The organism is Tenacibaculum ovolyticum DSM 18103 (genome assembly GCF_000430545.1).
Taxonomy (GTDB): Bacteria; Bacteroidota; Bacteroidia; order Flavobacteriales; family Flavobacteriaceae; genus Polaribacter; species Polaribacter ovolyticus.
The window spans coordinates 21,332-33,526 of the sequence record NZ_AUMF01000009.1 but is presented as its reverse complement, the minus strand read 5'-3'; the positions used below and the strand labels follow the sequence as shown (position 1 = coordinate 33,526).

The 12,195-nt window shown below is 29.0% G+C and carries 12 protein-coding genes; 7 read left to right on the top strand and 5 right to left on the bottom strand.

All coding sequences use genetic code 11. From position 1 onward, the window contains the following. The first annotated feature begins 33 nt into the window (after positions 1–33). The 4 genes from H518_RS0101410 to H518_RS0101395 all read left to right on the top strand — a co-directional run bounded on the left by H518_RS0101410 (position 34) and on the right by H518_RS0101395 (position 4,519). Positions 34–1,041, top strand: a complete 1,008-nt coding sequence (locus H518_RS0101410; RefSeq protein WP_028887417.1) for a DUF368 domain-containing protein — start codon at positions 34–36, stop codon at positions 1,039–1,041. Beyond that, complete coding sequence (locus tag H518_RS0101405; RefSeq protein ID WP_028887416.1) at positions 1,022–1,783, top strand: shikimate dehydrogenase family protein; 762 nt, start codon at positions 1,022–1,024, stop codon at positions 1,781–1,783. The genes H518_RS0101410 and H518_RS0101405 overlap by 20 nt, the downstream gene beginning before the upstream one ends. A 94-nt stretch (positions 1,784–1,877) precedes the next feature. After that, positions 1,878–3,722, top strand: a complete 1,845-nt coding sequence (locus H518_RS0101400; protein WP_028887415.1) for a DUF349 domain-containing protein — start codon at positions 1,878–1,880, stop codon at positions 3,720–3,722. Between the two features lie 119 nt (positions 3,723–3,841). Continuing rightward, a complete protein-coding gene (locus H518_RS0101395) occupies positions 3,842–4,519 on the top strand; it encodes a 2OG-Fe(II) oxygenase (protein ID WP_028887414.1) in 678 nt (225 codons plus the stop codon). 75 nt (positions 4,520–4,594) lie between these two features. Here H518_RS0101395 and H518_RS0101390 read toward each other — a convergent pair whose 3' ends face one another. Both H518_RS0101390 and H518_RS0101385 read right to left on the bottom strand, forming a co-directional pair. After that, positions 4,595–5,365 (bottom strand): zinc ribbon domain-containing protein, encoded by a 771-nt coding sequence (locus H518_RS0101390; RefSeq protein ID WP_028887413.1) that lies wholly within the window; start codon positions 5,363–5,365, stop codon positions 4,595–4,597. A 3-nt stretch (positions 5,366–5,368) separates the two neighbouring features. Then, positions 5,369–6,463, bottom strand: coding sequence for a Nif3-like dinuclear metal center hexameric protein (locus H518_RS0101385; protein WP_028887412.1), 1,095 nt, complete (start codon positions 6,461–6,463; stop codon positions 5,369–5,371). Positions 6,464–6,597: 134 nt separating this feature from the next. Between H518_RS0101385 and lpxK the strand changes: the two genes are divergently transcribed. Both lpxK and H518_RS19005 read left to right on the top strand, forming a co-directional pair. Next, positions 6,598–7,626 carry a tetraacyldisaccharide 4'-kinase gene (lpxK, locus tag H518_RS0101380; protein ID WP_028887411.1) on the top strand — a complete coding sequence of 343 codons (1,029 nt, stop codon included), beginning with the start codon at positions 6,598–6,600 and terminating at the stop codon, positions 7,624–7,626. A gap of 124 nt (positions 7,627–7,750) precedes the next feature. Continuing rightward, complete coding sequence (locus H518_RS19005) at positions 7,751–8,149, top strand: thioredoxin family protein (RefSeq protein ID WP_051263625.1); 399 nt, start codon at positions 7,751–7,753, stop codon at positions 8,147–8,149. A gap of 259 nt (positions 8,150–8,408) precedes the next feature. Here H518_RS19005 and H518_RS0101370 read toward each other — a convergent pair whose 3' ends face one another. From H518_RS0101370 to H518_RS0101360, 3 genes are read right to left on the bottom strand one after another with little or no spacing between them, the layout of a single operon-like run. Further along, a complete protein-coding gene (locus H518_RS0101370; RefSeq protein ID WP_028887410.1) occupies positions 8,409–9,470 on the bottom strand; it encodes a mannose-1-phosphate guanylyltransferase in 1,062 nt (353 codons plus the stop codon). Between the two features lie 38 nt (positions 9,471–9,508). After that, entirely contained in the window at positions 9,509–10,108 is a 600-nt protein-coding gene (locus H518_RS0101365; protein ID WP_028887409.1) for a SprT-like domain-containing protein, read from the bottom strand. An 18-nt stretch (positions 10,109–10,126) separates the two neighbouring features. Next, on the bottom strand, positions 10,127–10,807 hold the full coding sequence (locus H518_RS0101360) for an SDR family NAD(P)-dependent oxidoreductase (RefSeq protein ID WP_028887408.1): 681 nt from the start codon (positions 10,805–10,807) through the stop codon (positions 10,127–10,129). Between the two features lie 73 nt (positions 10,808–10,880). Between H518_RS0101360 and H518_RS0101355 the strand changes: the two genes are divergently transcribed. Then, positions 10,881–12,164, top strand: a complete 1,284-nt coding sequence (locus H518_RS0101355) for a metal-dependent hydrolase family protein (RefSeq protein WP_028887407.1) — start codon at positions 10,881–10,883, stop codon at positions 12,162–12,164. Positions 12,165–12,195 lie beyond the last annotated feature (31 nt).

Sequence of the window (12,195 nt, the reverse complement as noted above, 5' to 3'; positions counted from 1 at the left end):
AGCATATTTTAAGACTCATAATTATTTAATAAAATGTATAACAAGCGTACACCATTACAAAAAACAACTCTTTTCTTTAAGGGGTTAGTTATGGGGGCAGCGAATAAAGTACCAGGAGTTTCTGGTGGTATGGTTGCATTTGTAATGGGGTTTTACAAAGAACTTATTTTTTCTTTTCAAAGAATAAATAGAAAAGCCTTTAAGTTACTTTTTAAAGGACGGTTTAAAAGTTTTGCTGAATATATTAATCTACCTTTCTTAGTCCTAGTCATGTTAGGGAGTATGTTTAGTTACTTTAGTATTTCTTTAATTTTAGACTATTTTTTAAAAAATTATGAATTATATGTTTGGGCGTGGTTTTTTGGAATGATTATCGGTTCAATTTATTACATATCAAAAGATTTTAATGATTGGAGGCCTAAGAATATGATGGCTTTAATAATTGGAGTTTCTTTAGGAGTAATGATTAGTTTTATGACGCCTGCAAAAGAAAACGATAACCTATGGTTTGTTTTTATTTGTGGTATTATTGGAGTTTCAGGAATGACCTTACCTGGTTTTTCAGGTTCCTTTATTTTAATATTATTAGGGAATTATGTGCTATTACTCGTTGATAGTGTTAATGTATTGGGTAGTGTTGTAACCAGTCTTTTATCTGGTGATTTTGAGGTGTTAAAAGATCAAGTGAAAATTAGGTATTTAAAAATTATAACAATTTTTACTTTAGGATCGGCCTTTGGATTAGTATCTATGTCACATGTTCTAGGTTATGTTTTAAAAAGATGGAATCAAATAGTTACAGCCCTTATAATTGGTTTTATTACAGGTTCTTTGGGGATTGTTTGGCCTTGGAAAAAAACAATTTATAAAGTAAACAACGAGTCGTTTTTATTTGATCAAAAAGGAAATAAAATTGTTGAAAATTATGAACGATTTATTCCTGATTTTTCATTGAGAGAAACTTGGATTTCTATTGGTTTTATTGTTTTTGGTATTGTTTTAATTTTAATAATAGATTTTTATGGGAAAAAAAGAAAATAAACATGTTTATGCTTTAGTAGGAAAAAATATTTCCTATTCATTTTCAAAGGGATATTTTACTGAAAAATTTAAAGAATTAGAACTTGAAAATAGCGAGTATATTAACTTCGATATTCAATCAATAAAAGAACTTTCTTTAAAGATCGAAGATTACAAAAAAGATTTAAAAGGAATAAATGTAACTATCCCTTATAAATTAGACGTCTTTAATTATTTAGATAAGATAGATAAAACAGCACAAAAAGTAGGAGCTGTAAACACTATAAAAATATCTAAAAAAGGAAAGTTAAAAGGATTTAATACTGATGTTTATGGCTTTAAAAAATCCTTAAAACCATTATTAAAAGAACATCATAAAAGAGCCTTAATTTTAGGTACAGGTGGTGCTTCAAAAGCAGTAGCCTTTGTGTTAAAAAAAATGAAGATTAAATATAAATTTGTTTCGAGAACCCCAGTAGATAAGAAACAAATCTCATACAAAGATTTAAATAATGAGCTTATAGCATCTCATCATGTAATAATTAATTGTACTCCTTTAGGTACACACCCTAATATTAATGACTGTCCTGATATACCTTATCAATTTATATCAAAAAAACATTTATTATTCGATTTAATATATAACCCAGCTGAAACCTCTTTTTTAAGAAAAGGAAAAGAAAATGGAGCGACAGTAAAAAATGGGCTAGAGATGTTAGAACAACAAGCAGAAAAAGCTTGGAAAATATGGAATGATAAATAGTAAATGTAATTTAAAAATAAAATTTGGTATTCTATAAGAATCCGTATCTTTATAAACTATAACTAAACTAAATAGGAACTTAAACATTGTAGATATGTTAGAAAATAACGAAGAAAAATTACAACAACCAATTACTGAAGAAACTGCTGTAGTAAGTAAAGAAACTTATAAAGCAGTGAGTGAAGTAGAGAATGAAGTAGCTAATGAAGCTGAAAAGGTAGATGAAAAGCATGAAATTAAAATGCTTGATTATGCTGCTATGGAGTTGGAAACATTGGTAGATGAATTAAGAAAGTTATTAGGAAATCACCAAATACAACAATTAAAAGCGAATGTAGATTCTCTTAAGAATGCATTTAATACCAAATTCGGAGCATTATTAGCCGAAAAAAAAGAAGCATTTTTAGCAGAAGGAGGAAATTCTATCGATTTTCAATTTTCTAGCCCTATAAAATCAGAATACAATAAGTTATTAGGTGAGTATAAAGCAAAAAGAGATGCTTATTATGGTCAGTTAGAAAAGCAGTTAAAAGAAAATTTAGATAAAAGAAATGGATTAATTGATGAGTTAAAAGCATTAATTATAAATGCTGATCCTAAAACCATGTATAATGAGTTTCAAGAAATTCAAAAAAAGTGGAGAACAATTGGGGCGGTACCAAAAACGAAATATAATGATACATGGAAAATATACCATCATCATGTAGAGCGTTTTTATGATTTATTACATTTAAATAAAGATTTTAGAGAACTAGACTTTAAACATAATTTAGAAGAAAAGTTAAAACTTATTAGCCGTGCAGAAGCTTTAAATGAAGTTACTGATGTAAATATAGCATTTAAAGATTTACAAGACTTACACCGTTTATGGAAAGAAGAAATTGGACCTGTAGGTAAAGAGCACAGAGAAGATGTATGGGATAAGTTTAGTGAAGCTACAAAAAAAATACATGATAAACGTCATCAGTACTTTAAAGAGTTAAAATCTAAGTATCAAGAAATGATTGAAGCTAAGTTGGCTGTAGTCGCTGAAATTAATGCATTTGATACATCAAATAATAAATCACATAACGACTGGCAAAATAGTATTGTAGAGTTAGAAAAATTACGTAAAAAATATTTTGACATAGGTAAGTTACCATATAATAAAAGCGAAGCAGTTTGGCAGCAATTTAAAAGTGCAACTAAAAAGTTTAACAGCTCAAAAAATGTTTTTTATAAAGGAGAAAAAAGTACGCAGAATGACAATTTAAAAAGTAAAATTGCATTGATTGAGCTTGCCGAAAGTATAAAGGATAGCGAAGATTGGCAAGAGGCAACGAATACAATGAAACGTATACAATCTGATTGGAAAAAGATAGGACATGTGCCAAGAAAATTTTCTGATGATATTTGGAAGCGTTTTAAAAGTGCTTGTAATTACTACTTTGATAGATTACATGCTCAGAAAAATGAGCAGAATAAAGAACAATTAGCAATTGTAGAGGCAAAAAAAGAGTTTGTAGAAGAAATGAAGGTTTCTGAAAACTTAACTTTAGAGGATATTAAAGAACGTATTACTAAGTGGAGAGCAATAGGAGTATTGCCAAGAAACGGACGTCATTTAGAAGAGAAATTTAATAAAGCTGTTGATGCCCATTTAGGAAACTTAAACATGAGTAAAAGCGACATTGAAATGATGAAGTTTAAAAATGTTGTAGAATCATACTTAGCACAAGAAGACCATAAAAAACTAGATAACGAACAGTATTTTATTCGTAAAAAAATAGATGAAACGGTTAAAGATATGCAGCAATTAGAAAACAACCTAGGTTTTTTCTCAAACGCTAAAGATGATAACCCTTTAGTTATAAACGTTCGTAAAGGAATTCAAGAATTTAAAGATCAGTTAGACGTTTGGAAAACAAAGTTGAGCTATATTAAAAAGTTAAATTATTAATTTAATTATTAAAAATAAAAAAACTCGAATCATATGGTTCGAGTTTTTTTGTCTTTGAGATTTACTTTATGACTTACTGAAAAGAGCATAAAATATATTTTGCAATAAAAGAACTTACTATGGAATCATTAAATAATGATAATCAATTTAAAGAAGAGAAACAAGGGGATTTAAGAGTGTTTGTATCAAAGTCTATAAAAGTAGTCTCTGTTCCAAATTTCTTACCTGTAAATGAAAGAGATGCTTTGTATAAAGCTGTATGTGTAGAGCAAGATGAGTTTAAAAATTATAACCCACTTTTACCAGATATTAAAGCTACAAGATTTTTAGATTTAAGTTCAGATAAAGTTAATAAGGTAAAAACTAGTCTTACTCAAAAAGCATATAAAAAATTGAGTAAAAGCATTATTAAACAACTTCCATCTTTATTGGAAGCATTAAATATTAAATCGTTTACTACTTCAGATATTCAATTAACATTTGTTAACTGTCCAGATGGTCATTATGGAAACCCACATTCAGATTCAACGAATGGGTTATACGATATTTCAATTCTATATTATTTTAATAGCGTTCCTAAGGTGTTTTTGGGTGGAGATCTTGAAGTGTTTGACGGAAAGAATTCATCAAGTAACCCTGATACTGAACCTGTTTTTACAATTGATTTCGAAGATAATTTGTTGTTAGCTTTTGCCTCAGAAACAGTTCATGGAGTAACCAAAGTGCAGTCTAGTTCAACTAAATTTGAAGATAATAGATTTATTGCAGTAGGATTTCTTAGTTCTAAAAAAGAATAGTTGATAAAAAAAATATGGCAATAAAAAAGCTCTCGAAAACGAGAGCTTTTTTTATATCTTGAAATGAAAAGAGTACTATACAAATAAGTTGTCTATCTTTTCTTTTTCTTCTTGTGCTAAAGCAGCGTCAATTAATATACGACCACTATGCTCATCTATTGTAATTTTCTTACGGTTAGCAATTTCTAACTGTACTTGAGGTGGAATTGTAAAGAAAGAACCACCAGCAGCACCACGTTCAATAGCAACAACAGCTAAACCATTTCTTACTTTAGAACGAATTCTATTATAAGCAGCTAATAAATGATCGTCAATAGATTCTGCATACTCTACTGATTTTTCTTTTAGTAACTTTTCTTCTTTTTCAGTTTCTTTTAAAATAGCATCAAGCTCATTCTTCTTGTGAGTTAAATGACTTTCTTGCTTTTTCAATTTATTTTTACTACCGTCAATAACTTCGTTCTTCTGAGCTATTTTAACTTTAAATTCTTTAATTCTCTTTTCAGATAATTCAATTTCTAATTCTTGAAATTCAATTTCTTTTGTTAAAGAGTCAAATTCACGATTGTTACGAACATTTTTTTGTTGTTCTTCGTATTTAGCAATTAATGTTTTAGATTCTGTAATTGCTAATTTTTTATTACTAATATCAGTATCTAAACTACTAGATTCTTCTTTTAACTTAGAAAGTCTTGTGTTTAATCCGGCAACTTCATCTTCTAAATCTTCAACTTCTAAAGGTAATTCACCACGAACGTTTCTGATTTCGTCAATTCTAGAATCGATTAACTGTAAATCGTATAACGCTCTTAATTTTTCTTCTACCGTTACTTCTTTTTTTGCCATCTGTTATATATAGTGTATTGGATTTGTACTTTTTTCACTTAAAATAATTGCAAAAGTACTAAATTTTTTACGAAGATAATCAATCAAAAGATTTTTTGTAAACTGTTCACTTTCATAATGTCCAACATCTGTAAGTAATATTCTTTTTTCAGCTTTAAAAAACTCATGATATTTAAAATCAGCACTAATATAAGCATCTGCATTCATATTTATAGCGTTTTTTATAGCAAAGCTACCAGAGCCACCTAAAACAGCAACATTTTTAATAGGTTTATCTAATAATTCAGAATATCTAACACAGTCAGTTTTAAATGTTTTCTTTACGAAAGTTAAAAAATCTTTTTCTTTCATTGGTGTTGTAAACTCACCAATCATTCCCATACCTATATTTTGATTGCTATTATCAAGAGTAACTATTTCATAAGCGACTTCTTCATATGGGTGAGATTCAAATAATGTTTTAAGTATCTTTCCTTCCAAATAACTATTAAAAGTTACTGATATACATGTTTCTTCTTCAAACATGAACTTTCCTTTTTCTCCTATTGTCGGATTCGATTTTTCATTGCCTAAATAACTCCCTTTTCCAGAAACATTAAACGAGCAATTACTATAATTACCAATATTACCAGCACCAGCTTCAAAAAGGTTTGTTCGTAAATTATCAGCGTTGGCTAATGGAACATAGGTGGTGAGTTTTTTTATAATTCCTTTTTTAGGAATTAATGTTTTACAATTTTGTAAACCTAAAACTTCACACATTTTAGCAGAAACCCCATTATTCACATTATCTAAAGCTGTATGAGTAGCGTAAATTGCAATATTATTTTGGATAGCTTTTAATACAACTCTTTCAACATAGTTGTTTCCATTTATTTTTTTTAAACCACTAAAAACAATCGGGTGAAAACTTACAATTAAATTACACTTTTTGGCAATAGCTTCATCAATTGTTTCTTCTAAAGTATCAAGAGTAACTAAAACTCCAGTTATTTCTGTAGTATAACTTCCTATAAGTAATCCTACATTATCAAAATCTTCAGCATAAGATAGCGGAGCTAGTTTTTCAATATAATTTGTAACGTCTTTTATTTGCATTTTTATAGTTTATAAAGATACTTCAAAGTTACTAAAACTTGTTATTACGACGAAAAATGACAATAAAATCTATTAAGTTTTAAAGATTGCTTGATTTAGGTTGCGTTATCGAAATAATTTTTACTTTTGATACAATGAAATTACTTCGATTTTTATTGTTTCCGTTTGCTATTGTATACGATATTATAACTACAGTTCGTAATAAGTTTTTTGATACAGGTATTTTAAAATCAACCTCTTTTAATATTCCTGTTATTGCAGTTGGAAATTTAAGTGTAGGAGGAACAGGAAAATCACCACAAATAGAATATTTAATTAGATTATTAAAAGACGATTACAAAGTTGCAGTTTTAAGTCGTGGTTATAAACGAAAAACAAAAGGGTTTCAAGTTGTAAACGATAATCATTCTGCCACAGATGTTGGTGATGAGCCTTTGCAATTTTATAAAAAATTTAAAAAGGTAGTTACGGTTGCTGTTGATGCAAATAGAACCAACGGAATTGAAGAGTTATTAAAAAGAAAAGTAGCACCACAAATAGTTTTATTAGATGATGCTTATCAGCATAGAAAAGTTAAGGCGAGTCATTATATTTTATTAACAAAGTACGATGATTTGTATACAAATGATTTTATTTTGCCTGTAGGTAATTTAAGAGAGAGTAAAAGAGGGGCTGACCGTGCAAATATAATAGTAGTTACTAAATGTCCTGAAGATTTATCAGAAATAGGAAAAGAAGAAGTAAGAGATAAGATGCAGCTTAAAACAAATCAACAATTATTTTTTACTACAATTTCTTATGATGAGAATTTAAAAGGAATAGATTCAGAACTTACAGTTTCTGATTTAAAAGAAAAAGAAGTGTTGTTGGTTACAGGAATTGCAAACCCAAATTCATTATTACAGTATTTGGATAAAAACGAAATTAATTATAAGCACTTAAAGTATCCAGATCATTATGATTTTACTGAAAGTGATATAAAGAAAATTGAAAAAGAATTTCAAGAACTACCACAATCGAATAAAATAATAGTGACTACTGAAAAAGATTATATGCGTTTAGAAGGTAAGGTTGAAGATGTATCATATATCTCAATTAAAAGTGAGTTTTTGCATAAAGGAGAATTATTTGATGAATTAATAGTCAATAGTATAAATAGGTAGTGCTATTATATTGGTATTATTTTTGAATAACATAAATTGAAAAAAAATAAATATAATGAGAAATTTTGTTTTAAATTTAATCTTGTGTCTAGTATGTAGTGTTTCTTTTTCACAAGAAACGAATATGGCTAAAGAGAAAGAAAGTGTAAAATGGGAAACATCTTTTGATGTAGCTATTGAAAAGGCTAAAAATGAGAATAAACCTATTTTAATTTTCTTTACAGGCTCAGATTGGTGCCCACCATGTAAGCAAGTAGATAGAACATTATTTCATGCTGATAAATTTAAAGATTTTTCAGCGGCAAATTTAGTACTTTATAAAGCCGATTTTCCTAGAAGTAGATATCTTGTTTCTTCAGAAGCAAAAAAGGTAAATAGTAAATTGCAACATAAGTATAGAGTATATGCTTTTCCTACAGTGGTTATGATAAACACTGCCGGAGATGTTTTAGGGAAGAAAAAGGGGGCTTATATGCCAAAGGATTATTATACTTTCTTTGAAGCTATTATAAAGAAGTATTAAAAAGAAAACGAAGCCTTTTAGCTTCGTTTTCTTTTTAATACCAATTCAGATATAAAATGGTTGTAAATAAAGCTTATTTAACCAGAGTATCGTAATTCTTGTTGTCAGTTCGAGTATTACTGAAATCAAATAACAATTTGATTGAAAGTCGCAAACGTAGTTTCGAGAACTATTAACCTGTTAAAAATAGATTTCGACTGCGCTCAGCCAGACATTCCTTAAAATGTTTCAATTAAAATATAAGTAATTATACTGATCTCTAAAATGTTTTTTTAGCTGCTGCACTAATTTGTTTAATATCTTGCTCATCTTTTCGAGGACAAATTAAAAGTGTATCACCTTTTTCTACAATAATATAATCATTCAAACCTTGAACGATTACTTTTTTACCGCTTTCAGTACGAATCATATTTCCGTTAGCATCCCTAAAAATAGTTTCAGCACCAACAACGGCATTTTCTTGTGAGTCTTTATTTAATTTATTATACAAAGATCCCCAGGTTCCTAAATCATTCCACCCAAAATCTACAGGTAAAATATGTACGTTGTTAGAACGTTCCATAATTCCGTAATCAATAGAAATGTTTTCACATTTGGCATAATTATTTTTTATAAAATCGTCTTCAAAGTCAGTATTGTAAACATTGTTTCCGTCATCTAAAACGTTTAACATTTTAGGTAAATGTTTTTCAAAAGCATTTAATATACTTTTAGTTGACCAAATAAAAATACCCGCATTCCATAAGTAATCACCACTAGTTAAAAATTGTTTAGCAGTTTCAAGATTAGGTTTTTCAGTAAAATTCTTAACCTTTTTTATATCTGAAGAGTTTTCTTCAAATTTAATGTATCCATAACCTGTATTAGGTGAATTGGGTTGAATACCTAAAGTCATTAAATTATCATTATTAGCAGATGCCTCAAAAGACGTTTTAATATTTTTTAAAAATTCAGTTTCGTTTTCAATCCAATGATCAGATGGAGCAACTAGCATTACAGCATCTGAATTCTGATTATGAATTTTTAAAGCAGCATATAAAATACAAGGGGCGGTGTTACGCATTGTAGGTTCTAATAATAATTGCTTTCTTGTGGTTTTTGGAAGTTGCTCTAAGACTAACTTTTCATAACGTTCATTAGTGGCAATTAATATGTTTTCTGATGGTATTAATTGATTAATTCTGTTAAAAGTACGTTGAATTAGTGATTCACCTGTACCTAACATATCATGAAATTGTTTAGGGTATTCTTCGGTACTTACTGGCCAAAATCTTGAACCAACACCACCTGCCATAATTACTGCGTAATAGTTCTTATTCATAATAGTTAATTATAATTCCTAAAAGTTAGGAGTTTTATTTATATGTTTGAAGCTGCTAGCTTCACTTCTGCATTTTGATTAAAAAGATACACTTGATTGTTCATTAAATTTAAACATTCATAACGAGTTCTACGTTTATTACCTCTTTTATATAATGTATCTTTAAATTGAAATACAGTTCCGTTTGGTATCTCAAATATAAAGCTTTTTCCACTTTCAGCTTTTCCACCTCGTAAAGCTAAAGATAAATTAACATCGGTATCAGTACTTGCTTTAGGATTTTTAAAATAATTAGCTAGGTAAGGAAGAATTTCATTAGGGTAAATGTCTGGTCGTAAAAAAGGTAGCATTAAGTGTTGAAAAACTGTTTTCCAATGTTTACCATGGGGTTGTACTCTTCCAAATTTTTTATGCGTAACATGGTGCGCGATTTCATGAACTAGAGTTAATAAGAACTGATATTCATTTAGATTATTGTTAACCGTAATTTGTGTTTGTCCGTTCGGAAAAGTCCGAAAATCACCATGTTTGGTTTGCCGTTGATTTACAATTTTAAGATTAATCTTATGCTCATTAATTAAATACTCAACTAATGGAATTGCTTTTTCTGGAATATATTTTATAAGTGTTTTGTACAAAGAAAAATATAGATTGTTTTATGGAGTAGAACTAGATACTTGTAATACTTTTCCGTTATAAAATTTGTTTCCTGTTAATGAAAATTCAAAAATGTAATTAGCCATTTCTTTAGCAGATAAAGGAGCTACATAACCAGGGAAAGCTTCTTCTAGCATTTCGGTTTGCACAGCACCTAAAGCTAAAACGTTGAATGCTATTTGTTGCTCTTTGTATTCTTCAGCTAATAATTCAGATAATGTTATAACAGCTCCTTTAGCAGAACTGTAAGCAGCTAAACCAGGAAATTTCATACTTCCTTGAATTCCTCCCATAGAACTAACGGTAACTACATGACTTCCTTTTGTAAAAAACGGAATTAATTGTCTTGTTAATTCAGCAACAGCAAAAACATTTACTTTATATACTTCTTCAAAATCAATTGTTGTTAAATCAGTAAAAGGTTTGTTAATTAGTTTTCCTGCATTGTTTATTAAAATATCTACAGTTTTCCATTCTTTTTTAATGAAAGTAGTTGCTTTTTTTAAATCTTCATTATTAGATAAGTCAACAGATATTGTAGTAATATTCTTATGATTTATTTTTTTTAAAGGCTCAGTATTTCTCGATAATGCTAAAACGTTATGCCCTTCGTTAGCAAACTGTTGTGCTAATTCAAAACCAATACCTCTACTGGTTCCTGTAATTACAATATTCTTCATTTAATAGGATAAATTAAAGAAGCAATCTACTCAATTTTTTCATACATTTATAGTTCTAATTAAATTTTTTATAATGAAGAAAATCAATTTTTTACTTGTTTTTTTATTAGTTGTAACCTATTCTTTTGGTCAGAATACATATATTTTATGTGGAAAGTTAATAGATACAAAGTCAGGGAAAATTCAATCTGAAAAAACCATTGTAGTTAAAGAAAATAAAATTAAAAAGGTTTTTGATGGTTATATAATGCCTAGAGATAAAACGTCAAAAACAATTGATTTACGAGATAAAGTTGTGATGCCTGGATTGATTGATATGCATGTGCACATAGAACAAGAGTTTGATAGAAAAACAAGATTGAATAGATATACTTTAAATGAAGCAGATATTGCTTTTAATTCTGTTGGTTTTGCTAAAACAACGTTGTTAAATGGGTTTACAACAGTAAGAGATTTAGGTGGGAGTGGTGTAAATATTTCAATAGCAAAGGCAATTGCTTCAGGAAAAATACCTGGGCCAAGAGTTTTTACAGCAGGAAAATCATTAGCAACTACGGGAGGTCATGCAGATCCAACAAATGGTAGTAGTAGAAAGTTAGTAGGAAATCCTGGACCAAAAGAAGGGGTAGTTAATAGTGTAGAGGATGCTAAAAAAGCAGTACGTCAACGTTATAAAAATGGCGCAGATTGTATTAAGATTACTGCTACAGGAGGAGTGTTAAGTGTTGCTAAATCTGGTGATAATCCACAATTTACTATAGAAGAGATAAAAGCTATTTGTAACACTGCTAAAGATTATGGTATGCATGTTGCTGCTCATGCACATGGTGATGAAGGAATGAGACGTGCAATTATTGGTGGAGTAAAAACGATTGAACATGGTACTTATATGAGTGATGAGACAATGGAATTGATGAAAAAGCATAATGCTTTTTTAGTCCCTACCATTACAGCAGGAAAAGAAGTTGAAGAGAAAGCTAAAGTAAAAGGATTTTATCCAGATATTGTTGTACCAAAAGCATTAGCGGTTGGTCCACAAATTCAAGGAACATTTGCAAGGGCATATAAAAAAGGAGTGGGTATTGCTTTTGGTACAGATGCAGGAGTTTTTAAGCATGGAAATAACGGAAAAGAATTTGGTTATATGGTAGAAGTGGGCATGCCAGCTATGGAAACTATACAGGCGGCAACTATTACAAATGCTGAAATTTTAAAAATGGAAAATGAAGTAGGCCAGGTTAAAAAAGATTTTTTTGCTGATATTATAGCAGTTAATGAAGACCCAACCAAAAATATACATACAATGAAAAATGTTGTTTTTGTTATGAAAAATGGAATTGTTTATAAGAAAAAATAGATGTGAAAAATGTAACAAAATAATAAGTTAA

Excerpts from the sequence above, each read along its gene's own strand:
- H518_RS0101410 (WP_028887417.1), top strand. The coding sequence starts at position 34 with ATGTATAACAAGCGTACACCATTACAAAAAACAACTCTTTTCTTTAAG.
- H518_RS0101405 (WP_028887416.1), top strand. The coding sequence starts at position 1,022 with ATGGGAAAAAAAGAAAATAAACATGTTTATGCTTTAGTAGGAAAAAAT.
- H518_RS0101400 (WP_028887415.1), top strand. The coding sequence starts at position 1,878 with ATGTTAGAAAATAACGAAGAAAAATTACAACAACCAATTACTGAAGAA.
- H518_RS0101395 (WP_028887414.1), top strand. The coding sequence starts at position 3,842 with ATGGAATCATTAAATAATGATAATCAATTTAAAGAAGAGAAACAAGGG.
- H518_RS0101390 (WP_028887413.1), bottom strand. The coding sequence starts at position 5,365 with ATGGCAAAAAAAGAAGTAACGGTAGAAGAAAAATTAAGAGCGTTATAC.
- H518_RS0101385 (WP_028887412.1), bottom strand. The coding sequence starts at position 6,463 with ATGCAAATAAAAGACGTTACAAATTATATTGAAAAACTAGCTCCGCTA.
- lpxK (WP_028887411.1), top strand. The coding sequence starts at position 6,598 with ATGAAATTACTTCGATTTTTATTGTTTCCGTTTGCTATTGTATACGAT.
- H518_RS19005 (WP_051263625.1), top strand. The coding sequence starts at position 7,751 with ATGGCTAAAGAGAAAGAAAGTGTAAAATGGGAAACATCTTTTGATGTA.
- H518_RS0101370 (WP_028887410.1), bottom strand. The coding sequence starts at position 9,470 with ATGAATAAGAACTATTACGCAGTAATTATGGCAGGTGGTGTTGGTTCA.
- H518_RS0101360 (WP_028887408.1), bottom strand. The coding sequence starts at position 10,807 with ATGAAGAATATTGTAATTACAGGAACCAGTAGAGGTATTGGTTTTGAA.
- H518_RS0101355 (WP_028887407.1), top strand. The coding sequence starts at position 10,881 with ATGAAGAAAATCAATTTTTTACTTGTTTTTTTATTAGTTGTAACCTAT.